General features: G+C 64.4%; 22 protein-coding genes. 14 read left to right on the top strand and 8 right to left on the bottom strand.

Annotated elements, in window-relative coordinates; genetic code table 11:
* Window positions 1–290 precede the first annotated feature (290 nt).
* Window positions 291–1,493, bottom strand: a complete 1,203-nt coding sequence (locus LB577_RS31250; RefSeq protein ID WP_224690268.1) for a helix-turn-helix transcriptional regulator — start codon at window positions 1,491–1,493, stop codon at window positions 291–293.
* A gap of 527 nt (window positions 1,494–2,020) precedes the next feature.
* On the opposite strand from LB577_RS31250, the gene LB577_RS31245 reads away from it, so the two are divergent.
* Window positions 2,021–2,662: a LysE family translocator gene (locus tag LB577_RS31245; RefSeq protein WP_224690267.1), complete on the top strand. Its 642-nt coding sequence runs from the start codon at window positions 2,021–2,023 to the stop codon at window positions 2,660–2,662.
* Window positions 2,663–2,686: 24 nt separating this feature from the next.
* On the opposite strand, the gene LB577_RS31240 is transcribed toward LB577_RS31245, so the two are convergent.
* Together LB577_RS31240 and LB577_RS31235 are read right to left on the bottom strand one after the other, a co-directional pair.
* Complete coding sequence (locus LB577_RS31240) at window positions 2,687–3,316, bottom strand: hypothetical protein (protein ID WP_411969362.1); 630 nt, start codon at window positions 3,314–3,316, stop codon at window positions 2,687–2,689.
* 126 nt (window positions 3,317–3,442) lie between these two features.
* Window positions 3,443–4,729 carry a YadA-like family protein gene (locus LB577_RS31235; RefSeq protein ID WP_224690265.1) on the bottom strand — a complete coding sequence of 429 codons (1,287 nt, stop codon included), beginning with the start codon at window positions 4,727–4,729 and terminating at the stop codon, window positions 3,443–3,445.
* A 543-nt stretch (window positions 4,730–5,272) separates the two neighbouring features.
* Here LB577_RS31235 and LB577_RS31230 point away from each other — a divergent pair.
* The 6 genes from LB577_RS31230 to LB577_RS31205 all read left to right on the top strand — a co-directional run bounded on the left by LB577_RS31230 (window position 5,273) and on the right by LB577_RS31205 (window position 11,415).
* Window positions 5,273–6,394, top strand: a complete 1,122-nt coding sequence (locus LB577_RS31230) for a helix-turn-helix transcriptional regulator (protein WP_224690264.1) — start codon at window positions 5,273–5,275, stop codon at window positions 6,392–6,394.
* Window positions 6,395–6,512: 118 nt separating this feature from the next.
* Window positions 6,513–7,634, top strand: coding sequence for a helix-turn-helix transcriptional regulator (locus LB577_RS31225; protein WP_224690263.1), 1,122 nt, complete (start codon window positions 6,513–6,515; stop codon window positions 7,632–7,634).
* Between the two features lie 963 nt (window positions 7,635–8,597).
* Entirely contained in the window at window positions 8,598–9,344 is a 747-nt protein-coding gene (locus tag LB577_RS31220; protein ID WP_224690262.1) for a glycine betaine ABC transporter substrate-binding protein, read from the top strand.
* A gap of 213 nt (window positions 9,345–9,557) precedes the next feature.
* On the top strand, window positions 9,558–10,349 hold the full coding sequence (locus tag LB577_RS31215; RefSeq protein ID WP_224690260.1) for a taurine ABC transporter ATP-binding protein: 792 nt from the start codon (window positions 9,558–9,560) through the stop codon (window positions 10,347–10,349).
* Window positions 10,346–11,206, top strand: a complete 861-nt coding sequence (locus LB577_RS31210) for an ABC transporter permease subunit (RefSeq protein ID WP_224690258.1) — start codon at window positions 10,346–10,348, stop codon at window positions 11,204–11,206. Before LB577_RS31215 ends, LB577_RS31210 begins: the two co-directional genes overlap by 4 nt.
* Before the next feature lie 20 nt (window positions 11,207–11,226).
* A complete protein-coding gene (locus tag LB577_RS31205) occupies window positions 11,227–11,415 on the top strand; it encodes a hypothetical protein (protein ID WP_140572301.1) in 189 nt (62 codons plus the stop codon).
* Window positions 11,416–11,651: 236 nt separating this feature from the next.
* Here the strand turns inward: LB577_RS31205 and LB577_RS31200 are convergent, their stop codons facing one another.
* Window positions 11,652–11,849: a hypothetical protein gene (locus LB577_RS31200; RefSeq protein ID WP_224690257.1), complete on the bottom strand. Its 198-nt coding sequence runs from the start codon at window positions 11,847–11,849 to the stop codon at window positions 11,652–11,654.
* A 309-nt stretch (window positions 11,850–12,158) separates the two neighbouring features.
* Here LB577_RS31200 and LB577_RS31195 point away from each other — a divergent pair, with 309 nt between their 5' ends.
* The 4 genes from LB577_RS31195 to LB577_RS31180 all read left to right on the top strand — a co-directional run bounded on the left by LB577_RS31195 (window position 12,159) and on the right by LB577_RS31180 (window position 15,342).
* Window positions 12,159–12,524 carry a septal ring lytic transglycosylase RlpA family protein gene (locus LB577_RS31195; protein WP_224690256.1) on the top strand — a complete coding sequence of 122 codons (366 nt, stop codon included), beginning with the start codon at window positions 12,159–12,161 and terminating at the stop codon, window positions 12,522–12,524.
* A gap of 231 nt (window positions 12,525–12,755) precedes the next feature.
* The gene (locus tag LB577_RS31190; protein WP_023769299.1) at window positions 12,756–14,033 is read left to right on the top strand and encodes a polyhydroxyalkanoate depolymerase; all 1,278 of its coding nucleotides are present in this window, start codon (window positions 12,756–12,758) and stop codon (window positions 14,031–14,033) included.
* 244 nt (window positions 14,034–14,277) lie between these two features.
* Window positions 14,278–14,898, top strand: a complete 621-nt coding sequence (locus LB577_RS31185; RefSeq protein WP_224690255.1) for a transglutaminase-like cysteine peptidase — start codon at window positions 14,278–14,280, stop codon at window positions 14,896–14,898.
* A gap of 204 nt (window positions 14,899–15,102) precedes the next feature.
* Window positions 15,103–15,342 carry a hypothetical protein gene (locus LB577_RS31180; protein ID WP_023769297.1) on the top strand — a complete coding sequence of 80 codons (240 nt, stop codon included), beginning with the start codon at window positions 15,103–15,105 and terminating at the stop codon, window positions 15,340–15,342.
* Window positions 15,343–15,432: 90 nt separating this feature from the next.
* Here LB577_RS31180 and LB577_RS31175 read toward each other — a convergent pair whose 3' ends face one another.
* From LB577_RS31175 to LB577_RS31160, 4 genes are read right to left on the bottom strand one after another with little or no spacing between them, the layout of a single operon-like run.
* Window positions 15,433–15,801: a helix-turn-helix domain-containing protein gene (locus LB577_RS31175; protein ID WP_023769296.1), complete on the bottom strand. Its 369-nt coding sequence runs from the start codon at window positions 15,799–15,801 to the stop codon at window positions 15,433–15,435.
* A gap of 25 nt (window positions 15,802–15,826) precedes the next feature.
* A complete protein-coding gene (locus LB577_RS31170) occupies window positions 15,827–16,372 on the bottom strand; it encodes a Smr/MutS family protein (RefSeq protein ID WP_224690254.1) in 546 nt (181 codons plus the stop codon).
* A complete protein-coding gene (locus LB577_RS31165; protein ID WP_224690253.1) occupies window positions 16,369–17,478 on the bottom strand; it encodes a murein transglycosylase A in 1,110 nt (369 codons plus the stop codon). The genes LB577_RS31170 and LB577_RS31165 overlap by 4 nt, the downstream gene beginning before the upstream one ends.
* A 22-nt stretch (window positions 17,479–17,500) precedes the next feature.
* Window positions 17,501–18,211 (bottom strand): Tim44/TimA family putative adaptor protein, encoded by a 711-nt coding sequence (locus LB577_RS31160; RefSeq protein ID WP_013892098.1) that lies wholly within the window; start codon window positions 18,209–18,211, stop codon window positions 17,501–17,503.
* Window positions 18,212–18,410: 199 nt separating this feature from the next.
* On the opposite strand from LB577_RS31160, the gene LB577_RS31155 reads away from it, so the two are divergent.
* From LB577_RS31155 to LB577_RS31145, 3 genes are all read left to right on the top strand, one after another.
* Complete coding sequence (locus LB577_RS31155) at window positions 18,411–18,911, top strand: FxsA family protein (RefSeq protein ID WP_031258814.1); 501 nt, start codon at window positions 18,411–18,413, stop codon at window positions 18,909–18,911.
* Between the two features lie 352 nt (window positions 18,912–19,263).
* On the top strand, window positions 19,264–19,770 hold the full coding sequence (gene secB, locus LB577_RS31150; protein ID WP_013892096.1) for a protein-export chaperone SecB: 507 nt from the start codon (window positions 19,264–19,266) through the stop codon (window positions 19,768–19,770).
* A 416-nt stretch (window positions 19,771–20,186) separates the two neighbouring features.
* Complete coding sequence (locus tag LB577_RS31145) at window positions 20,187–21,827, top strand: ABC transporter substrate-binding protein (protein ID WP_224690252.1); 1,641 nt, start codon at window positions 20,187–20,189, stop codon at window positions 21,825–21,827.
* Window positions 21,828–22,625: the final 798 nt, after the last annotated feature.

Below are 22,625 nucleotides of genomic sequence, written 5' to 3'. Positions count from 1 at the left end.
GTGACGCCACGGACACAGAAACGCGGCTTGCGTGCCCCGACGCCCACGGCTGGGACCCGGCGCCGGCGATCGCCCCGATACGGTCGGTCTGGCCTCTCATCGTCGTCTCCGGCTCTCTATGTCGATAAGATTACTATACTTAACCTCAGGTACACGGAACGGGTTGTCAAATCACAAGCCATTTGAAGCATGGCTTTGCCTCCCGTTTGCCAAATTGGGAATTCTCCTGCAATTGCTGCATGAAGGGATCGGCTATCTTCGGCTGGTCATCCCGTGATCGTGCCCTCCCGTCAGAGGGGCGATGCCAGCGATGCGACAAGCCGCACGAGATCGACCTGGCGGCGAACATCGGTCTTCTCGAAAACATGCAGGAGATGTGTCTTGACCGTCGCGCTGGCCAGGCCGAGGGCCTTTGCGATCTCGCGCTGGGTGCGGCCGGCGACGATCAGTTCCACGATGCGAACCTCGGCGGGGGTCAGGCCGTAGAGGGCCGCGAACGCATCGAAGGGAAGACTTATCGGTCTGTCGACCGGAGCGACGAAGAGGGCCGCTATCGCTCGCCGGAACAGGCCCGGGCGGCTTTCGCGCCGCTTCAGCGGCAGGACATGAATGATGCGCGGCTCTCCCGACAGGCCACGTGTCGGAAAACCGGTGCCGCCGCGGCGCCCGAGCGCGGCCTCGTTGCCGGCGGCCTGGGCGACCGCGTCCTCTATCGCCGACGAGATCGCGGGCGAGGCGTCCGAGACGACAAGGCGGCCATTGCTGACCTTGATCGGATCCTTGCGGGCCAGCATGGCCTCGGCGACCGGATTGGCGTGGACCAGTGTCATCAGTTCATCGACCAGCACGACGCCGACCGAGAGGCCGTCCAGCACCGACGACACGTTGGCGGCGGCTATCGATTGCAGTTCGAGCAGCTGGCCGATGGCGATGGCGCGCCTGAAATGCGGGGCCAGGAGACGCAAGGCGTCGAGTTCGGCGCTGCCGACGATGCCGGCCGTCTCATGCCGTCCGAAGGAAAGCGTGGAAACCATGCGCGCATTGCGCTCCAATCCGATCGCGACCGCGTCGACCACCCCTTGCGGCTGGGCCCATTCGAGAAAATAGCGGCTGGCGACAAGCGCGGCATCCGGCACGGCCTGCGACTGCGCGATCGGCTCCTCGAGCGGATATTGCTTTACCTTGGTGTCACCACCCCAGAGATCGACGAGGTCCTGGCCGTAAGCGGGAAGCTCGCCGAGCTTCACCGAATCGATGCCGGTCGCAACGCCGAGCGTAACCTCCCCGCCCGGAAGCGGATACACGCCGAGAACCGCGTAGCAGAAGTCCAGCTCGGTGCGGATGCTTTCAACCACCGATTGCCATCGCGCCGGATCGAGGACGCAATCGTAGATCCTGCCGATGAGTTCCGAAATGCGCTCCGCCGGATAGGAGCGGCCAGTCATGTCGCCAGTCATGCCGGCCCGCGCGGGTTGACGGTCACTGTCAAGCATCGCGTGCTGCTGCGCCGACATCGCTTCAACGGGATCAATCCCTCGTTCGAGTTTTGCGATTTTGCTGTCTGAAGTCGACGCGGAGGTGGGGGGCACACCGAAAGCCAACTGAAAGTCAGTAGAAAAAAATAGAAGTTGGGAGTCAAGCCTAATCCAAATGGTGGACGCCGGGATGCCTGTTTTGTGATTGAGTGCGCCGGCTTGAGGTTGAACTGAGTTCAAGGCACGTGACACGCATCGGGAGAATTGCATTTCTCCTCCGCCAGTAATGCGTCGGCACATCAGCCAGGTCTTGAACGCTACGGGACGGAACGGCGTCTATGCGCAGACACATTACATCTAGCTAATACTTGGAGAGAACTTCAAGACGACGTGCTTGTCAGCCCCGCCAACGGCCGTCTTACCCGAAGAACATCGAAGCAGCTCGCGAAAGCGGGGCGCCCGTTGCCGGCCTTGGCCGGCATCTAGCCAGGGTGTCGCCTGGCCGGGAATCCCGACGACGTGCGGCCAAAGGAAGATCTGTCGGCATGTCCTGCACAACGGAACTTTTCCTGAGTGCGATGCGTGGGGCCTTGCTGGGTTTCGCGGTCGCGGCTCCCATCGGTCCCACCGGCCTTTTATGCGTGCAGCGCACGATCGCGGGCGGCATCGCACCGGGTCTGGCGACCGGCTATGGGGCGGCGACCACACACTCGGTCTATGCCTCCATTGCCGCCGCCGGGCTTGGGGCGGTGGCGCATGTGCTGATCGGCTGGCACATGTTGCTGCAGCTCTGCGCAGGGATGTTCCTGTTGTACATGGCGGTGACGGCGGCGCGGCTGACGCCGTCGCTGGACGCTGGCCAGCAGCGGCGCATGCCATCGGGCCGGGCCTATGTGACAGGGCTGTTCTGGACGCTGGGCAACCCGATGACGCTGCTTGGCTTCTTCACGCTCACGCCCGGGATATTGGGAGCCGGCATCCCGTCCTGGGAAAGCCTGGCCATTGTCTCGGCCGGCGTGCTGCTCGGCTCGGCGGCCTGGTGGACGACGCTGACACTGGCCACCAACCATCTGCGCAAGCGGCTCAGCGCGCGCGGGCTGCGCACCGTCAATCTCGTCTTCAGTTCGGGCCTGTTCGTCTTCGCGCTGTCGCTGCTGGCAAGCGCGCTGCGGCTGGAGTTGCTCTAGCGGCGGCTGCATGCGCGTGCCGCTTCACGGCTTCGCCGCCTTCTTCGGCTGCACGGTCATCGAGGGTGCATCCGGCGGCGGGGCGGCCTCGTCAGGTTTCTGTTGCCCGGCGACGGGTGTGTCGGGCGCTTGCGGCGCTCCTGAGGTGAGGTTGACCGACACGCCGTAAATCTTCCACTGCCGGTTCGCCGGTTCGAACAAAAGCTCGAAATTGACCTGCATTGGCACCGACGGGAAAAACCCAGCCATGTGCAGCATGCCGTTCGGCTCGATCTGCGGCAGCAAGGTCAGTTGCGGCTCGAGCACCGCGACGGCGCCGAAGTCGAGCCCCTGCTTGCGCTGGTTGGCGAAGATGTCGCCGAGTTGGGCGGCACTGTTGGCCTGGAAATTCGGCGAGCCGAAATCGCGCAGCACCGTGTAGTTGCCGGTCTTGTTGGCCTGGTCGAGCGCCAGCAGCGTGCCCCGGATCAGGATCAGCACACCGTTGCGGTCGATGTTGGCCGGGCGGGCGGCGTGGACCTTGTCGCCCTTCTCCGTCTTTTTGGCCTGCGCCACCGCAGCGCCCTGGGATGCCGCCAACAGGCCGAGCGACAGCAAGGCTGTCGCGGCCGCCCGCGCCATCCGCCTGACCGATGAAGATTGCGGGTGCTCCATGTGGCCTCTGAAGTTCATCCGAGATCGAGCCGCCGGCGGGGAGACAGGCGACCGCGTCTGGGGGAACGCGGCCGCCAGCGGCTTTTTCAAGCCAGCCCCCTCGCACCTCGGATCATGCCGACCGCATCAGTTCAGCGTCCATGACGCCCCGACGCTGACGCCGACATCGCCATGGCTGGTGGTGGCCGACAGAGCGGCGTTGAGGCGGAAGTCCTCGCTGGTGTTGTAGCCAAGGCCAAGCGCCAGGCCGGATTGACCCTTGAAGTGGCCGAAGCCGCCGGCGAGCGACAGTTTTTCAGGCCTGTCGTCGTAGCGCAGCCCCGCCGTCGCCAGCGCCAGCGCGGTGCCGGCACGCGCTTCCGTGCGGTTTTCGCTGATCTGGTCGCCGAGATCCTGGAAGCCGGCCTCGAGTGCGCCGATGCGGCCGTCGAGCTGGGTGATGTTGGTGGTGTTGGTCGTTACCCGCGTGTCGAGGTCCGCGATCTCGGTCGTGTGCACCGCAATCGCCGTGGTGTTGTTGGCGATGCGCGTTTCGTGATCGGCGAGTTCGCTCGTGTGGCTGCTCACAGTGCTGTTCAGCGTGCTGATATCGCTGCTGTTCTGGGCGACTTGTGCTGGCAGGTTCGCAAGCGTCGCCACATCGAACGTCGACGCCGCCAGATTGCCGGTGCTGTCCGTCGTCATCAGATAGGTAGGGCCGGCCTGCGCGGCCTTGCTCGCCTGCGAAGCGACGCCGGTCAGCGTGTAGGTGTTGAGGCCATTGCCAAGCATGACCTGGTTGTCGCGCGTCGTCGTTGCGCCCACGCCGATGGCGATGGAGTTGTCATAATTGGCCGTCGCAGCGTCGCCGAGAGCAATTGCATTCACGGCATTTGCCGTAGCCCCGTTGCCAATGGCCGTGGCGTTGCCGCCGTTCGCCTGGGCCGAGCTGCCAAGGGCGGTGGCGTTCACGGCATTCGCCTGGGCCGCGGTGCCGAGGGCGGTGGCATTGGCCTGGTTCGCCCCGCCGGCGCCGGCCTCGGCCCCAGTGCCGATGGCCGTCGTGTTCGCATTGTTGTAGTCGGTGGTCAGGCCGCCCGCGTTCGTGTCGAAAACAAGTCCACCGGCGCCGGCGTTGACGCCGAGCGCCACGCTGTTGTCCCCGAAGGCACCCGCGCCATTGCCCATCGCAACCGAGAGAGTGCCATTGCTATTGGCCGATCTTCCGCATGCGGTGCCGCCGGATGACGTCTGCGCGAAAGCCGCTCCACCATCCTGACCATTGAAATCCTGGCAGATGACTCCCGCCGCCCGCGCCGGGTCTGGCGCGAAGGCGACGACGCCGGCCGCCGCGACCACCATGGTGGCTGCGGTCCCGAGAGCGGGCACTTGGGAGGATGCCGCGCGCACGAAAGCCGCTGTCGCGGCAGACATCGATGCAATGTGTAGTCGCAGACGACGAGTCAGCGTCACAGTTCTGATCCTTGTCGCGGCAATGGCGTCCTCCGGTATGCTCGCCCGTCCAATCGTTTCTGCAATCACGTCCAAACCCTCGCTTCATTGCCAAATAGCTGACCCGGACGAGTGACCCGGTGTCGCCCCGCCGGCGGCTGACCGGTCCCGCGCGATAGCCAGGCCGGTGGACAGGCTCCGGCCATGGCTGGGCTGAAACCAAGCAGTTGTGCTACCGACGCTTTGTGCTGTCGTCCCCAGACAGCAGTCGCCTTTGCAAACACCAACGTCCTCGAATTCCGCGCAGGACCGCAGCACCCGACGGACGCAAACGAACACAAAGAAAATGTCGCGTCTTCCACCATTCGGTGGATAGCGGCGACCAAGGCCCGATGGTACCGCCAAAGACTGGATCACCATCTCCCTTGGGAGATGACAGGACTTGCCCGATCCGGATCATGCGTTCATTTTGCTGCCATGCAGCAAGGGTATGGTGCGATGCGTTCTGCTTTATCGATGGCTCAATTGTCCGAACTGATCGGGCTGATCTACGACGCCGCGATCGATCCCGCGCGCTGGCCCGTCGCGATCGAGGAGATGCGCATCGCGCTCGGCTTCGGGACCGCCGCCCTCCGCCTGCAAGCGCTGCCGTCGGGCGAGGTGCTGGTCAACGTAGCCAGCAACATCCCGCAACCCTATGTCGACCAGATGGCCAGCTACGGCGCTGAAGTCCTCGAGCTATGGGGTGGCATGGCGGTGGTGGGCTCGCTGCCGATGGATCGACCGGCGGTGTTGAGCCAGCTCAATCCCAACCTCGACAACACGACGAACCGCTACTTTGTGGAGGTCGGTAAACCGCAAGGCATGATCGATTCCCTGGCGGTGCCGCTCGCGCGCGATGGGCGTGGTCTCGGCTCACTGTCCTTCAGCCGCCATGTCGATGCCGCTCCCATCAACGATCTGCAGATCGAGGCCGCCCGATTGTTGATCCCGCACCTGCAGCGCGCCGCGACGATCAACCGGCTGCTCGACATCGCGGCGATCGCCCGGTCGACCTTCGAGTCGGTGCTCGACACGCTGACGGCACCGGTCTTTCTCACCACCGCGGATCTGCATGTCGTGCATGCCAATCCGGCAGCGCGTGCGATTGTCGCCGGGGGCGAGCTGCTGAACATCCGCAACGGGATTCTCAGCCCCAGCGTTTCCGCCGTGTCCAGCGCGCTGGCGGTCGCGGTATCCCAGGCAGCGCAGGACGAGAGCGCCATCGGCCGCAAGGGGTTGGGAGTTCCAATGCGCTGGCGCGACGGCTCGGCTGGAGCCTTGCATGTCCTGCCGCTGCGCCCGGGGCGCGGGGCGTTTGATGCCAGCGTGGTGGCGGCGGTGTTTGTCGCACGCGCGGATACACCCTTTGTCGCGCCGACCGCGCTGGTCGCCGCGCTGTTCGGCCTGACGCCGGCCGAGGCGCGCGTCTTCGAGCAGATCGCGGCGGGCCGTACGGTTGAGGAGACCTCCGATGTTCTCAACATCGGCCGCAGCACGGTCAGGACGCATCTGCTGCGGCTGTTCGAGAAGACCGGCGTGCGGCGGCAGGTCGAGTTGGTTCAGCTCGCCGCGTCGCTCGCGTCGCCCGTAGCCGCCAGCGTCTGACCGGCTATGAGCAGGCGACAATCTCCATCGGAAATTGGAGACCCGCGGATCATGCGTTCAATTTTTCTGCAGTGCGGCAAGGGTGGTGGCAATGCGTTCTCCTCTCTCGATGGCTCGGTTGTCCGAACTGATAGGGCTGATCTACGACGCCGCGATCGATCCCCCGCGCTGGTCCGTCGCCATTGAAGAGATCCGCATCGCGCTCGATTTCGAGAACGCGGCCCTCAACCTGCAAGCGTTGCCGTCGGGCGAAGTGCTGCTCAACGTGACCAGCAACATGCCGCAGGACTACGTCGAACGGATCGCGGACTACGCCGTTGACATTACCGACCAGTGGGGTGGGCTGGCGGTGCTTTTGGCCCTGCCGATGGATCAGCCCGCGGTGATGAGCCGCGTCAATCCAGAGGCGAGTACGACCAACCGCTACTCGCTGGAGTGGGCCAGACCACGGGGGTTGGTCGATGTCATGGGGCTGGGGCTCGCTCGCGACGAGCGTGGTTTTGGGTCGCTGGGCCTTGGCCGTCACGAGAGCGTGGAGCCGATCGGTGACTATGAGATCGAGGCCGCCCGATTGTTGATCCCGCATCTGCAGCGCGCCGCGACGATCAACCGGCTGCTGGACATCGCGGCGATCGCCCGGTCGACCTTCGAGACGGTGCTCGACACGCTGACAGCACCGATCTTTCTCACCACCGCGGATATGCGTGTCGTGCATGCCAACCCGGCGGCACTTGAACTCGTCGCCAGGGGCGACCTCCTCAACATCCGCAACGGCGTTCTCACCGCCGGCGCGTCGGCCGTGTCCAGCGCGCTGGCCGTCGCGGTATCGCAGGCGGCGCAGGACGAAAGCGCCATCGGCCGCAAGGGACTGGGAGTTCCGATACGCTGGAAGGATGGCTCGGCCGGAGCCCTGCACGTGCTGCCGCTGCGTCCGGGGCGTGGGGCGTTCGATGCCAGCGTTGTGGCGGCAGTGTTCGTGGCCCGGGCCGATACGCCCTTTGTCGCGCCGACCGCGCTGGTCGCGGCGCTGTTCGGCCTGACGCCGGCCGAGGCGCGCGTCTTCGAGCAGATCGCGGCGGGCCGCACGGTTGAGGAGACGTCCGATGTTCTCAACATCGGGCGCAGCACAGTCAGGACGCATCTGCTGCGGCTGTTCGAGAAGACCGGCGTGCGGCGACAGGCGGAGCTGGTTCAGCTCGCCGCGTCGCTCGCGTCGCCCATGGCTGGTGTGGCTCCATAGGCAGGCCGACCCGCAAGCCAACCTGCTCGATCACCTGGCCAGCGACGCCTTTTTGATCTCCAATGAGATTTTTGTCTTCGCGCGTGCGGCGGGACCAAACAGTTCCGCTTCACAGACGTAAGTGGCGGCGCGTGATGGGTCGCGTGCCGCTCGCCCTCAACATAGGGGGCAGAGCGTTGCAAGAGCGCACTGTAGTTACTCAGGCTCCCCAAGCCAAAAGAGCTTTTCTTTTTCCTCATTGCTTAGTGAATCGTAGGAAAATCTATGCTCTATCCTATGATGTGGGGCGTGATCCGAGTTTTCATATTTCCAGACCGGCATCCAGCCTCTTGGCGTGTATAGTATTCCCAACTTCGCGTTCCTATCTGATCTCGCTTGCTGCGTCTTTCGAAATAGATCGTTGATGCTCTCTGTTAATTGAGCCAGATCTGCTGCAAACAATGCGCCATTCTTGTCTGGGGAAACGAAATAGTCGACATTTTCCCTAGCAGAAGCTACACGATGTATTACTATACATCCTCCGCCGGGCTGCTCGCATATTACGACTAAACCTCCGTTTCCATCGGGCGCAAATTCAGCTAACAAATTTTCTATCGGCATCATCTACCCTTTTTCTTTACGGACACCACGTCCAGCTAACTGAAGTTCAATGACTTCCGCTAGCGCTGCCAGGCGGGAAACCAACGTTCCGCCATTGGCGGTAGGCCACCACAAAAGGGATTTCGCGTCGTCCACCGTTCGGTGGACAGCGGCGGCTCAAGTTCGATGATTTCGCTGCCCGAGGCAGCGCCGCGATGTGACGACGGGCGCGCCACAGCCTCCCTTTCCGCTTCGGCACCGCGCCACCGATAGCTTTTTTCCAACAAGTCCGCCTTCGTTGGAAGGATTTAACTCTACAAGAACGATAGAATTAGCTGACTATCATGGGGCAATCCGTTTTCTCGTGTTTCATGGAGCCCTTTGATGTCCACCATTTCGCGACGCATCCTTCTCCTGTCGTCGGCGGTCCTTGCCGGCGCCGCCTTCCTCGGTCCGGCCATGGCGCAGGATCTCAAGATCACCATCGGCTACCAGACGGTGGTCGAGCCCTCCAAGGTGCCGCAGGCCGACGGCGCCTATGAAAAGGCGACCAAGGCGGCAATAGACTGGCGCAAGTTCGATTCCGGCGCCGATGTCATCGCCGCGGTCGCTTCCGGTTCGGTCGATATCGGCTATGTCGGTTCGAGCCCGCTGGCGGCGGCGGCCAGCCGCGAACTGCCGATCCAGACCATCTTCGTCGTCGGCCTGATCGGGCAATCCGAAGCGCAGGTCGCCGCCTGGGGCGCGCCGACCTTCGACGCCTGGATCGTGCGCACCGACTTCGCCGAGAAGAACCCGGAAGCGGTGCGCGACTTCGTCAAGGTGACCGGCGCTTCCTATGCCGAGTACCTCGCCAAGCCGGACACCTGGTCGGCGTCGTCGCCGCAGGCCGAAAAGATCGCCAAGCTCACCGGCGCCAAGCTGGAAGAAGTGCCGGAGCTGTTGAAGGGCTATGTCTTCCCGACTTTGGAAGAGCAGGCCTCCGACAAATTCCTCGGCGGCGGCACCGTCAAGGCGATCGCGGCGGCGTCCGCCTTCCTCAAGGAGCAAGGCAAGGTCGACGCCGTGCTGCCCGACTATTCGAAATACGTGACATCGAAATACGTCACCGAGGCGCAGGCCTCGAACTAGAGCAGCCCACCGTTTAACGGAAACGGTGAACTGCTCTAACTCTTTGTTTTGACGCAATTCCGGACGGAAAACCGCTTCACACTTTTCCTGGAACTGCTCTAGCGCTCAACCAGACACGCGCGCTTCTTCCCGACGCTGCGTGTTGCCTGCCCCGAAACCGCTGATGAAATGGATTTCGGGGCAGGCGGATTTCCTTCAAATCGGCGAGGCACCATGCCGCATCTCGTGCTCGACCCCCATCTCGTACTGGACAAGGTCTCGGTCCACTATGACGGCCAGCCGGCACCGGCCGTGGAGCGGGTGTCGATCGACGTCGCCAAGGGCGACTTCGTCGTCCTCGTCGGCCGTTCCGGCTGCGGCAAGACCTCGCTGCTGAATGTCGCGGCCGGCCTGGTCGCGCCGGCGCGCGGCACGGCCACGATCGCTGGCCGTCCGATCACGGCACCCGGTTCGGACCGGGCGGTGGTCTTCCAGAACGATGCGCTGTTCCCGTGGCTGACCCCGCGCGAGAATGTCGCCTTCGCCCTCAGGCTGCGTGGCGTGCAGCCGGCGGAGCGGGCACGGCGCGCCGATGAGCTTCTGGCGCTGGTGAAGCTCGACGGTGCCGGCGACAAGCGCATCTGGGAGCTTTCCGGCGGCATGCGCCAGCGTGTCGGCCTCGCCCGGGCGCTCGCCGCCGAACCCGAATTCCTGCTGCTCGACGAGCCGCTCGGCGCGCTCGATGCGCTGACGCGCGAACGCATGCAGACGACGCTGCTCGATCTCTGGACGGCAAGCGCTGTCGGCGTGCTGATGGTGACGCACGGCATCGAGGAGGCACTGGTGCTCGCCACTCGCATCGTCGTGCTGGCGCCTGGACCGGGCCGCGTGGTGCGGACCTTCGAGCCCGGCTTCTCCAGGCGCTACGCGTCGGGCGAGGCCATCCGCGCCATCAAGGCCGATCCGGCCTTTGCCGAGGCGCGCGGCGAACTGACCGACGCCGTCTTCGAAGGAGAGACGGCATGACCATTTCCTCCTACAGCGAGCGGCCCGGCTCCCGCATCGACGAGGCCGACGGCCTGTCGGTGCCGTGGTCCAGGCCGAGCCCGAAGCGGACGGGCGTCTCGGCCCGCATCGTCAGCGCGGTCACCATCCTGGCGGTGCTGGCTCTATGGGCGCTGTCGGCCCGGCTGCAGCTGGTGTCGCCGGTGTTCCTGCCCTCGCCGCTCGCCGTATGGAACAAGTTCATCGTCGTTATCCGAGACGGCTTCGTCGACGCGACGTTGCTGCAGCATGCCGTCGCCAGCCTTGGCCGGGTGTTTGCCGCGCTGATCGCGGCCATCCTCGTCGGCGTGCCGGTTGGCCTCGCCATTGGCATCAGCACGGTCGGACGCGGCATCTTCGATCCGCTGCTGGAATTCCTGCGGCCAATTCCGCCGCTCGCCTACTTGCCGCTGGTCATCATCTGGTTCGGCATCGGCGAGCCGTCGAAGATCCTGGTGATCACCATCGCCATGCTGGCGCCGGTTGCATTGTCGACCGCCTCCGGCGTTCGCGGCGTCTCGCAGGAGCGCATCAACGCTGCGCGCTCGTTGGGTGCCACGCATGCGCAAGTGGTCCGCCACGTCATCCTGCCCAGCGCGCTGCCCTCGATCCTGACCGGCCTGCGCATCGCGCTCGGCGCCGGCTGGTCGACGCTGGTCGCTGCCGAACTGGTGGCGGCGACGCGCGGGCTTGGCTTCATGATCCAGTCGGCCGCCCAGTTCCTGGTCACCGACGTCGTGGTGATGGGCATATTGGTGATCGCGGCCATCGCCTTCGTGCTCGAATTCACCATCCGCAGGATCGAGCGCGTGTTCGTCCCGTGGGCGGGACGCGAATGAAAAGCGAAAGGAGAACGACGATGACCCATTCCACCGCCGTGCTGTTCGCCCATTTCGGCAATTGGCTGCTGGGCCTTGCGTCCAATGACGAGGAGGCCAGGCGTGACGCCCCCCGCTCGCCCGCACCCGTCCGGCTCCAGCCCGGGCGCGACCGCCTGCCGCCACGCGACGAAAGTTTCTACTGGGCCTGGCAGTATTGGTCGCAGTGAGGGGGAACACACCAACGCAGCGATGATGACGGGCGTCGCGTTCCGTCGCGCCCCCCTCTGCCCTGCCGGGCATCTCCCCCTCTAGTGGGGAGATTGGCAGTTTCGGCCAAGCTGCCTTTCAACGCTGAAGATTGGTGAAAGTGGGCATGACAGCCGATCTCCCCCCTTGTGGGGGAGATGTCCGGCAGGACAGAGGGGGGCGCCCACACTCGTTCTGCAACGCAGTCTGCCGCAACTCACCCCCGCCGGTTCGCCCATACCAGGCCGGCGATGCCGACCAGCATGGCGGCGACGCCGATATAGAGCCATTGCGACTGGCCGGTCATGAAACTGCCGCCGACCAACCCCATGCCTTGCAGCGACCACAGCGCGCCGATGGCCAGTACAATCAAGGCCAGCAGATTTTTGGCCAGCAGATTTCTGGTCAGTCTCATTGACGGGTCTCGCTTTCCCAGTCGATCGATTGCGGTGCCGCGACCGCGATGAAAGAGCCAAAGGAAGTGGCTCAATCCCGGTGGTTTCTACTTGGAGATTAATCCCGGATCTTGTCAAACGCATCTCGGATATCGGCGAAAAGATCATCGCGAATCGATCAAATCTCGCCAAGAAATCCCTGACAGACTGTTACCTGGCGACTCCAAACGTGTGCTCTTGCCATGGAACCGCCAGATGACTGCCGCATTTCCTGCCTTATTTCGCACCTAACGGCTGGGGTCTGTCAAAAACGGAGCCTTCCCCGAAATATGAAGAACACAAAACAGACCGCGCTTGTCGCGGTAGCGATCGCTGCTGGCCTGATGGTCGGCGCTTCCGCAACCTCGGCAACCGCTGCCGCTCAGTGTGGCCGTGCCTCGTGGTATGCCCTGCACTCCAGGACCGCATCGGGCGAGCGCATGAACCCATCGGCGCTGACCGCGGCCCACCGCACCCTGCCTTTCGGCACCAAGCTGCGGGTGACCAACAAGAACAACGGCCGCAGCGTCGTCGTGCGCATCAACGATCGCGGCCCGTTCATCAAGGGACGCGTGCTCGACCTGTCGAAGGGCGCGGCCGGCCAGCTCGGCTTCATCGGCTCCGGCCACACCGCCGTCTGCATGGCGCGCGTTTGAGATATCCGGGTCCGGCACGGGCCGGGCCCAGCAAGCCCCCCGCCTTCGCAGCCGCACACTGAGCCGGCTCGCCCCGTTCAGGGCGGATTCCCAAGCCTTGGACGAAAGAAGAGCATAGATCACGCCACGTGACGTATTGCATCGCAGCAATTAGTTGTTAACTTCGCCGCGAGACATTTAGGCTCGGCGCTGCTCGTCGTCCCTTCGGTCGCGGCAGCAGCGAGGTTCTCGATGTTCTACCAGCTCTATGAAATGAACCACGCCGTCCTGCAACCCGCGCGTCTTTACGCCGACGCGGTGCGGCTGTTCTACTCCAACCCGCTCAATCCGTTTTCGCACACGCCCTGGGGCCGTTCCATCGCGGCGACCGCCGAACTGTTCGAGCGCACCACGCGCCGCTACGGCAAGCCGGTCTTCGGCCTCGACAAGACCGTGGTCGACTGGAAAAGCGTCGCGGTCGCTGAAAAGACCGTCTGGTCGAAGCCGTTCTGCAATCTCGTCCGCTTCGAGCGCGCGGTTCCTGCCGGTCGCCGGCCGGATCCGAAGCTTCTGATCGTGGCGCCGATGTCGGGCCACTACGCGACGCTGCTGCGCGGCACGGTCGAAGCCATGCTGCCCTACGCCGATGTCCACATCACCGACTGGGTCGATGCCCGCATGGTGCCGCTGGCCGACGGCAGCTTCGATCTCGACGATTATATCGACTATGTCATAGACATGCTGCACACGCTGGGTCCGGACACCCATGTGATGGCTGTATGCCAGCCTTCCGTGCCGGTTCTGGCCGCGGTGGCGCTGATGGAAGCCAAGGGCGATCCTTTCGTGCCCTCGACCATGACCCTGATGGGCGGCCCGATCGACACCCGCCGCAACCCGACCGCGGTCAACCTGCTGGCGGAGGAAAAGGGCATCGACTGGTTCCGCGACAATGTCGTCATGCAAGCGCCCTGGCCGGTGCCCGGCTTCGGCCGCGAGGTCTATCCGGGCTTCCTGCAGCTCTCCGGCTTCATGAGCATGAACCTCGACCGCCACATCATCGCCCACAAGGACTTCTTCATGCACCTCGTGAAGCATGACGGCGACAATGCCGAGAAGCACCGCGATTTCTACGACGAATATCTGGCGGTGATGGACCTGACGGCGGAATTCTACCTGCAGACCGTCGACACCGTCTTCGTGCGCCATGCCTTGCCCAAGGGCGAGATGACGCATCGCGGCACGAGGATCGATCCGTCCGTCATCCGCAACGTCGCTTTGTTCACCGTCGAGGGCGAGAACGACGACATATCGGGCCTCGGCCAGACCAAGGCGGCGCAGGATCTGTGCGTCAACATCCCGGCCGACAGGAAGGCGCACTACATGCAGCCGGCGGTCGGCCATTACGGCGTCTTCAACGGCTCGCGCTTCCGCTCCGAGATCGTGCCGCGCATCGTCGATTTCATCACCAGCTATGGCCGCCAGACCCGGGTCGCGGTCAAGCCGAAGCTGGTCCGCACCGCCAAGCGATAGGCAATCGCGGCAAGACCGTTGACCGGTTTTGCCTCCGCAATGCTTCAAAAGACGAAAAAACGCGGCAGCGGCCGCCGGAAGCCGGACCAATAGGCGCAAAAGCCGGCCACAAGCCCGGTTCTGTTGCACAATAGACGCTGTTCCTCCCCGCGGGTAACCATGCTGCAAATCAGACTGTCGTCGTAATTGACACGGACTGTAAATCGCCCTTAACTTTTCGTTAACAACAGGGTGAGCGGGGACAATGAATTCCTCAACGATGGCGCGAAGGCTGCGCGCGTGCGTGGCAGCAGCCGGGCTGGCAGTAACGGGAGGCTGGGTGGCGCCGGCTTTGGCGGCCGGAGCAATGGCGACGGGGGGCCTTACCTCGCAGCCGATCGGCCACTACGATTTCTGCAGGCTGTATCCCGGCGAATGCTCGATCCGTCCGCCCAGGCTGGCGGCCGCCGCCTTGACCGACGGCTTGATGCGCAAGCTGGTCAGTGTCACCTCCAGGGTCAACGCCGCCGTCAAGCCGATGAGCGACATGGACATCTACGGCAAGGACGAGGTCTGGGCCTATCCCGACAAGGGCGTCGGCGATTGCGAGGACTATGTCTTGGAAAAGCGCCGCCAGCTCTCCCGCATGGGCGTCTCGCTGGCCAACCTCCTGATGACCGTGGTGCGCAAGCCCGACGGCGAAGGGCACGCCGTGCTGACGGTGCGCACCGACGGCGGCGACTATGTGCTCGACAATCTGACCGACAAGGTCAGGCCATGGGACCAGACCGGCTATCGCTTCCTCAAGCGGCAGGCGATCGACAACACCGGCCGCTGGGTCTCGATCCGCGGTGGCCAGCAGGTCCTGGTCGGGTCGGTGCAGTAGGTTTCGCGGTCCTCCTGGGTGGTTGCACGCGTTGCTTCGTCATCCCCGGGTCTGCGCGTCCGCTTCGCTCCCGCTCCGCCCGTGGATGACGAAAGCGGTGAGGCTTCTCGAGCCGTTACAAAAAATCCTCCGCACCTCCATGAACCATTTCGGTCCGGCCGGCGACACACAGCCGTGAACCGAAACCAACCATGGAGACTTCAAATGACTGCTTTTCTGCGTAACACCCTTCTCGCCACCGTCGCGCTGTCGGGCCTGGCCGGATCCGCTCTGGCCGACCAGACCGTCAGCTGTGCCAACACGAAGACCAACGACGTTTGGGCCGGCCGCTGTTGCGGCGCCGGCACATCGGAATGCCTGGGCGGCGGCAATGGTGGGCGTGACCATCAAGGCAATGGCGGCAGGGGCGGCAATGGCGGCGGCAGCACTGCCGGCAAGAATTGATCTCGCTACAGCGCCCGCCGGCTGTTGTCGGCGGGCGCTGTTTTGTGTTGAGGCGGATCCACAGCCGCCTCGGAATCCCTGCAAAACCCGCTACGGTCGCCGGCCGAGCGCCGTTCGGATCGATGCGGTGATGTTGCGCAGCTCTGTCTCGTCGAGCTTTTCGATGTTCTCGGCCAAAAGGTTGGCGAGTTCGGTGGCGGCCGGGCTCAGGCCCGACGTGTCGAGCCTGACACGCGGATGCGAGGCCTCGGCCAGCCGCGCCAGCTCCTCGGCATCGTCCCAGATGATGTTGAAATAGCCGATGATCTTCTGGATCAGCGTCCAGGTCGGCGCGCCGCGCCGGCCGTGCTCGAGCGCCGACAGATAGGCCGCACTGACGCCGATCGCGGCCGCCATGTCCTTCTGGCTGACGCCGCGCTCGCTTCGGAGCGCCCGCAGCTTCTCGCCGAACGGGGTCATGCGCCAGGCCTCGTGGCTTCGGGCCTCACGAGCGCACCCGCCGCAGCCTGATATAGAGCGCGCCCGAACCGCCATGGTTGCGGGCCGCATGATCGTGGCTGGAGACCAGCGGCCGGAATGCCGGCGTCGACAGCCAGGCCGGTACCGCGCGCCGCAGCACGCCGTCGCCGCCTGAGGACGACCCCTTGCCGGTGATGACCAGCACATAGCGGATGCCGCCGGCATGCGCCCGGTGCAGGAACGAAAACAGCAGCGAATAGGCCTCGTCCTGCGTCATCCCATGCAGGTCGACGCGGCCCTCGATCGGCAGCCGGCCTTTCGACAATTTGTCCAGCGTCGGGTCGTCGAGGCGGTGCGTGACATGCTGTGCCTTCGGCTTTGCGGAACCGGCGGCATTGGCGGCGGGCTGGGCCGGTTGCGACGGCGTCGGCTTGGCTTCAAGCGCAATGTCTGGAATGTCGACGGCGGTTCTGCCCTTCAGCGGCTTGGCGGAGCGTGCCACCAGGTTCCACAGCACCCGGTCGTCCTCGCTCAGTCTATCCCTATTTGGTTTATCCGGACGCTTGCTCATCGCGCGCCCTCGACCAGCGGGCGCGGCACCAGCGCAAAGAAGTCGGCGGCGTTGCGCACCACGCCGGCGATCTCGCCGGCGGCATCGCCCGAACCGGCGAACAGATCGCCGCGCGCTGGCCCGGTGATGGCCGAGCCGGTGTCCTGCGCGATCATCAGCCGCCGGAACGGTCTTTTGTCGAAGGCGGTGAGTGTCGGCGCGTCGATGTAGAAGGGCGTGCCGAACGTATGCAGCAGCCGGTCGACGGCGATCGAGCGGCCCGGTGTCAGCGGCACCTTGGCGGCGGCGATCGGGCCAAGGCTAGAGTCATCCACCGCCGCCTCGCGAAAGAAGATATAGGAGCGGTTCTGCCACAGGATCTCGTCGACGCGGTCCGGATGCGCCTTGAACCAGGCGCGGATCGACTGCATCGTCACCTCGGCGAGCGGGATTTCGCCCAGCTCGCTCAGGATCTTGCCGGGCCCGGTGAAACGCTGGCCGGATTTGGCCGCGTAGGTGACGCGGCAAAGCCGGCCGTCGGTCATGGCGAGCCGCGCCGCCCCTTGCACATGGACGAAGAAGGCATCGACCTTGTCGGCGAGCCAAGCGATCTCCAGCCCTTGTCCGGCGAGTGCACCGCGCTCGATGGCGCCACGGTCGAAATATTCAGCCAGCCCGACCGCCGTCCGCCGCGCGAAGGCGAGATATGGGTCCATGCCGTCAGGCCGTTTGGCGTCGTCGACATCGACGAGATCGGCCGGCCGCGACATGAGCGGCACGGAAAAATGCTGCGTGCGCACCGGCGATGCCTCGACCTGCGGCTCGTAGAAGCCGGTGACGAGGCCGGTCTCGGCCCGCACCAGCATGGGGACGAAATGGCGTTCGAAGAACGTGCGGGCGAAGAACGCGCGGGCCTGCGCCCCGCTCGGCGAAGAGGCGCCGCGCGCCTCGGCATAGGCCTCCGCGAAAGCGCCGAAATCGACGCCGAGCGCACCGCTGCGGTAAGGCTTGGCCAGGACGTGGTAGGCGGAACGGCGAAAGGCCTCGAACGCCGGCAGATGGTCGTCGTCGCCCCAGCCGGGGAGATCATCGAAAGACTTTGCCGAAAAGAGAGGCGATAGCGACACCGGAGCCCGCCGTTGTTAGGGCTCAGTCTTCTTCTTCGGTGGCGACGAGCTTCCAGTTCGGATCGCGCGAGCGCGTGTCGCGGGCGAAGGTCCAGACGTCCTTGACCTCGGCCACGGTTTCGGGATCGCCGTCGATGACGGTGCCGGCCTTGTCGCGCGTCGCCGAGATCAGCTCGCTGATGATGCGCAGCGTGACATGCGCTTCGCCGCCCTTCATCTCGGCCGACACGATATCGGCCTTGTCGATGCCGACGAAGGACGACTGGATCTTCTCCGACTTGGCCTCGCGCTCGCCGATCGCGGCGACGAAGCCGTCGAAAACCTCGCGCGACAGAAGGTTCTTCAGCGTTTTGCGGTCGCCATCGGCATAGGCCATGACGATCATCTCATAGGCCATCTTGGCGCCGTCGACGAAACCCTTGGGATCGAAGGACGGATCATTGTCCTTGATCGTGCGCAGGCCCTTGTTGAGGTCGGTGTCCGGCTTGGCGAAGGCATCGATCGCAGCATAGGCGTCGGGTGCGGCCGGCTCGCCCGGCAGCCGCTTGCGCGGCAGCGACACGACATTCTCGGGCTTCTGGGCGGCGTCCTTGTCGCCGGTGCGCGCCGCGGTATAGGGATCGAAAGGCGGCCGCTCGCTACCGGTCCGACGCCCCAGCACATTGCGCAGCTGGAAGAAGATCACCACCGCCGCGATCAGGAAGAAAATCGTGCCGAAGTCGAAGAATCCCATGTCTTCCGCCAATCAATCCCTGCCTCGTGGCCGGACCGCCCGGCCCGGAGCCGACGGTCGCATAGCGTTCATTATCCAAAGCATATAGAACGCAAGGCGCAATCATTCAAATCAAAGGCAGGCATACCTATCTAACAGCCCTAGTGCCAGCGGCGATTGGTCGCCGAGGGGACAAAACAATCGAATGGTCGGTAAAGACTTGCGCATTTCGCTGCTTCCCTTCTTTCTCCTCGCACTTCCGCTGCTGGAAATCGCCGGTTTCGTCGTCGTCGGCCGTGAGATCGGCGCGCTGGCGACGGTCGGCCTGGTGCTTGCCTCGAGCCTCGCCGGCGTGCTTTTGCTGCGGCACCAGGGTTTTGGGGTCATGTCGCGCATCCGCACCGAGATGAACGACGGCCATGATCCCAGCCGCCAGCTCGCCCACGGCGCCATGATCGTGGTCGCGGCGATCCTCCTGATCATCCCGGGTTTCATCACCGACATCATCGGCCTGCTCTTGTTCCTGCCGCCGGTGCGCGACCTTGCCTGGAGCCGGCTCAAGGGCCGCATCGTCGTCGCCACCAATTTTTCGGCCGGCGGCTTTCGCGGACGCCAGCGCGACAAGGTCATCGACCTCGACGACGGCGACTATTCGCGCGAGGACGATTTGAAGCGCGGCCCGGATCACAATTCGCCCTGGCGGCGGCTGAAGGATGATTAGGGCGCTGTTCCTGCCTGTCCCGAACGTTAGCGCTGCCCCTCATTGCCCTGCCGGGCATTTCTCCCCGTAAACGGGGCGAAAGAAGCTAACCTCAACGCCGCCGACAATTGGCGAAATCGGCGGTCCAGCGTCTCCCCGTTCACGGGAGAAGATGGCGGCAGCCAGCAGCCAGATGAGGGGCAGCGCTGACCTCTCAGAACGATTCTCCAACGCAAAACCGAAGCCAACCGAAGCCAACTGCAATCGCCCCGCACCCGAAGGCGGCAAACCTTGTCTTGTCATGCCGACCATGGTAGCGAACGCCCGATTTCAATTCGGTCAGCAACGCTGCCCAGGCAAAAGGAAAAGGCTCATGGCCAGCAATGATGACGCGCCGGTCGGCGCGGCCAACGGAAACGGCAACGCGGCGCAGCAGCCGTCGCTCAACGTCCTGGCCCAATATGTGAAGGACCTGTCCTTCGAAAGCCCCGGCGCGCCCAATTCGCTGCGCGGCCGCGACAAGGCGCCCGGCATCGCCATCAATGTCAACGTCAACGCCAATCCGCTCTCCGACAAGCAGTTCGACGTCAATTTGACGCTGAACGCCAAGGCCTCCTTCGATCAGGAAGTGCTGTTCAACGTCGAGCTGGTCTATGGCGGCGTCTTCGCCATTTCGGGCTTCCCGCAGGAGCACATGCTGCCGATCCTGTTCATCGAATGCCCGCGCCTGCTGTTCCCCTTCGCCCGCCAGATCATCGCCGAGGCGACCCGCAATGGCGGCTTCCCGCCGCTGATGCTCGACCCGATCGATTTCGCGCAGATGTTCCAGCAGAAGATGGCCGAAGACCAGGCCGCCGCTTCGAAGACCCAGGTCAGCTGATTTCAACCTGAACGGACGTTTTGAAAAACCCGGCTTCGCGCCGGGTTTTTTGTTGCGCGCCTCTATGTTGCTATGCTGGCGGGCCAGCGCCCCCCTCTGTCCTGCCGGACATCTCCCCCTCAAGGGGGGAGATTGGCAGCTCCGGCGCGACGCTCATTTCTGCAACGTTGGAGATTGGCGAAACCAGAAACGACATCCGATCTCCCCCCTTGAGGGGGAGATGTCCGGCAGGACAGAGGGGGGCGCCGTAGAACTCGACGTCGGACACCCCCTGCGGAGCACCGCATAACTCCTGCGGATTCCAGAACACTCCCTAGCGTCACCCAGCCCTATCATTCCCCCAGCAAATGGCGCCCCGGCGGTCGCGGCCCCCGCGTTGGCGACCGACCGGAACGCTCAACAACAGGGGAACGACGATGAAATTCATGCTGACCGACCGCAAGCTGCATCCGCAAGCCGGGCCCGTCGCCGACGATTTCAGGAAGGGCGGCATCAACCGCCGCGAATATTTTGCACTGATGGCCGGCCTCGGCGTCAGCGCCGCCGGTGCGCTGGCGCTCGGCGGTCTCACCGCCAGCCCAGTCCGTGCGGCCGAGCCGAAGAAGGGCGGCACCTTGCGTGTCGCCATGAACGTCAAGGGTTTCAAGGACCCGCGCACCTTCGACGGCGTGGAAATGTCGAATGTCGCCCGCCACTGCAACGAATATCTGGTGCGCTGGAACACCGATTTCTCGTTCGAGCCCTGGCTGCTCGAAAAGTGGGAGATGAGCGACGATGCCAGGACGCTGACGCTGCATGTGCGCAAGGGCGTCACCTGGTCGAACGGCGACGCCTTCAACGCCGACGATGTCGTCCACAACCTCACCCGCTGGTGCGAGGCCGGTGTCGCCGGCAATTCGGTCGCCGCGCGCATGGGCGCGCTGGTCAATGCCGACACCAAGAAGGTGGTCGATGGCGGCATCGAGAAGGTCGACGACTTCACCATCAAGCTCAACCTGCCCAAATCAGACATTTCGCTGATCGCCGGCATGGCCGACTATCCGGCGCTGATCATGCACCGCTCCTATGATGGCGACGGCGATCCGATGAAGGCGCTGGCCATCACCACCGGCCCCTGCGAGCTGGTGAGCTGGGATGCCGAGACCGGCGCCGAGGTGAAGCGCAAGGACAAGCCCTGGTGGAAGGGCGAATTCTGGCTCGACGGCATCAAATGGGTCGACTACGGCTCCGACCCCAACGCCATGCTGTCGGCGTTCGAATCCGGCGAGATCGACACCGACCACGAAACCGCCTCCGACGCCGTCTCGCAGACCGACCAGATGGGGCTCAAGAATTCCGAGATCGCCACCGGCTCCACCATTGTCGCCCGCTTCAATGTCGGGAACGCGCCCTATGAGGACGTCAAGCTGCGCCGCGCCGCCCAGCTCGCCGTCGACAATTCCGCCGTGCTGAAGCTCGGCCTCGACGGGCGCGGCAAACCCGCCGACAACCACCATGTCGGCCCCATGCACCCCGAATATGCCGATATCGGCCCCGCCAAGCGCGACGTGGAGGCGGCCAAGAAGCTGCTGGCGGACTCCGGCAAGGCGGACCATGAATACGACCTCATCTCGGTCGACGTCGAATGGCAAAAGAGCACCGGCGACGCGATCGCCGCGCAGATGCGCGAGGCCGGGCTGAAGATAAAGCGCACCGTGCTGCCAGCCGCCACCTTCTGGAACGACTGGAGCAAATATCCCTTTTCCTGCACCGAATGGCTCGGCCGCCCGCTCGGCGTCCAGGTGCTGGCGCTCGCCTACAAGTCGGGCGCCGCCTGGAACGAAAGCGCCTATGCCGACAAGGAGTTCGACGAGCTGCTCGACAAGGCGCTGGCCACTCCGGACGCCAAGGCGCGCAAGGAGATCATGGCCGGCATCGAGAAGAATTTGCGCGATTCAGGCATCATCATCCAACCCTACTGGCGCTCGGTCTACCGCACCTACCGCAAGGGCGTCGAAGGCTGCGAACAGCACCAGGCGCTGGAACAGCATTTCGAAAAGGTGTGGATCGAGTCTTAGCATCGAAGACCATTCCAGTTCGCGCCTGCTGGCGCCCGGGCCGCCTGATTGCCGCTGTTGCGATGGCGGCGCCAGCCGCCATATCGCTGCGCCGAAAACGGCGCGATCACAGCGAAAATGTTGCTGGAGCTGCGGATCTCGCGTGAACATCGGGGGAGCTGTCGAAGGGGTGCCGCCCGGACTTTGCCGACTACATTTGGCCCAGTCACCGATTGGGGAAATGGCCGGCGCGATGCCGTTGTGACAATTGCCTGAGCCCCGCGCCGGCCACCCAGCGACCTTGTTCAGGTCCGCCGCCCGATTTGTGTACCGGTCCGATATTGCACGAGCAACCGAGCCGGGAACTTGGTACGGTTTCGTACCGTCGTGTTGGATTGATCTTGGGAGAGCGCTCGACGGCGCGGGCGGTGAAGCGCGTTCTTCCCTTCCCCCCTTGTGGGGGAAGGTGGATTGCCGCGAAGCGGCAAGACGGATGAGGGGTGTTCCAGCTTGGCGATACGTCAACGGTAGTGCCCTGAAGCAAGCAGAACTTTTACCGCCTCACTCCGCTGGAGCACCCCTCATCCGTCTCGGCGCTGCGCGCCGATCCACCTTCCCCCACAAGGGGGGAAGGAAGGCGCGTCGGCGCCCTACTTGATATGTTGCGTCAGCCGCCTGAAGCGCTCATCGCTCGAATAGCCGGCGGCAGCGCGGGGAAGCCCGAAGGCCTCCTGCGGACTCCATCACCCACACGGTTGCGAGATCGGACAGGCGATGGCCGTCACGGCCGAGAGCTTCTCGCGCTTGTTCAGCGACGGC

Origin of the sequence: Mesorhizobium sp. B283B1A (assembly GCF_020165735.1) — a bacterium.
In the GTDB taxonomy this organism is placed as follows: domain Bacteria; phylum Pseudomonadota; class Alphaproteobacteria; order Rhizobiales; family Rhizobiaceae; genus Mesorhizobium; species Mesorhizobium opportunistum.
This window is presented reverse-complemented; position numbering and strand designations above follow the sequence as displayed.

Coding starts and splice junctions, on each gene's coding strand:
- LB577_RS31250 (WP_224690268.1), bottom strand. CDS start 1,493: ATGCTTGACAGTGACCGTCAACCCGCGCGGGCCGGCATGACTGGCGAC.
- LB577_RS31245 (WP_224690267.1), top strand. CDS start 2,021: ATGTCCTGCACAACGGAACTTTTCCTGAGTGCGATGCGTGGGGCCTTG.
- LB577_RS31240 (WP_411969362.1), bottom strand. CDS start 3,316: ATGGAGCACCCGCAATCTTCATCGGTCAGGCGGATGGCGCGGGCGGCC.
- LB577_RS31235 (WP_224690265.1), bottom strand. CDS start 4,729: ATGTCTGCCGCGACAGCGGCTTTCGTGCGCGCGGCATCCTCCCAAGTG.
- LB577_RS31220 (WP_224690262.1), top strand. CDS start 8,598: ATGTCCACCATTTCGCGACGCATCCTTCTCCTGTCGTCGGCGGTCCTT.
- LB577_RS31215 (WP_224690260.1), top strand. CDS start 9,558: ATGCCGCATCTCGTGCTCGACCCCCATCTCGTACTGGACAAGGTCTCG.
- LB577_RS31210 (WP_224690258.1), top strand. CDS start 10,346: ATGACCATTTCCTCCTACAGCGAGCGGCCCGGCTCCCGCATCGACGAG.
- LB577_RS31205 (WP_140572301.1), top strand. CDS start 11,227: ATGACCCATTCCACCGCCGTGCTGTTCGCCCATTTCGGCAATTGGCTG.
- LB577_RS31200 (WP_224690257.1), bottom strand. CDS start 11,849: ATGAGACTGACCAGAAATCTGCTGGCCAAAAATCTGCTGGCCTTGATT.
- LB577_RS31195 (WP_224690256.1), top strand. CDS start 12,159: ATGAAGAACACAAAACAGACCGCGCTTGTCGCGGTAGCGATCGCTGCT.
- LB577_RS31190 (WP_023769299.1), top strand. CDS start 12,756: ATGTTCTACCAGCTCTATGAAATGAACCACGCCGTCCTGCAACCCGCG.
- LB577_RS31185 (WP_224690255.1), top strand. CDS start 14,278: ATGAATTCCTCAACGATGGCGCGAAGGCTGCGCGCGTGCGTGGCAGCA.
- LB577_RS31180 (WP_023769297.1), top strand. CDS start 15,103: ATGACTGCTTTTCTGCGTAACACCCTTCTCGCCACCGTCGCGCTGTCG.
- LB577_RS31175 (WP_023769296.1), bottom strand. CDS start 15,801: ATGACCCCGTTCGGCGAGAAGCTGCGGGCGCTCCGAAGCGAGCGCGGC.
- LB577_RS31170 (WP_224690254.1), bottom strand. CDS start 16,372: ATGAGCAAGCGTCCGGATAAACCAAATAGGGATAGACTGAGCGAGGAC.
- LB577_RS31160 (WP_013892098.1), bottom strand. CDS start 18,211: ATGGGATTCTTCGACTTCGGCACGATTTTCTTCCTGATCGCGGCGGTG.
- secB (WP_013892096.1), top strand. CDS start 19,264: ATGGCCAGCAATGATGACGCGCCGGTCGGCGCGGCCAACGGAAACGGC.
- LB577_RS31145 (WP_224690252.1), top strand. CDS start 20,187: ATGAAATTCATGCTGACCGACCGCAAGCTGCATCCGCAAGCCGGGCCC.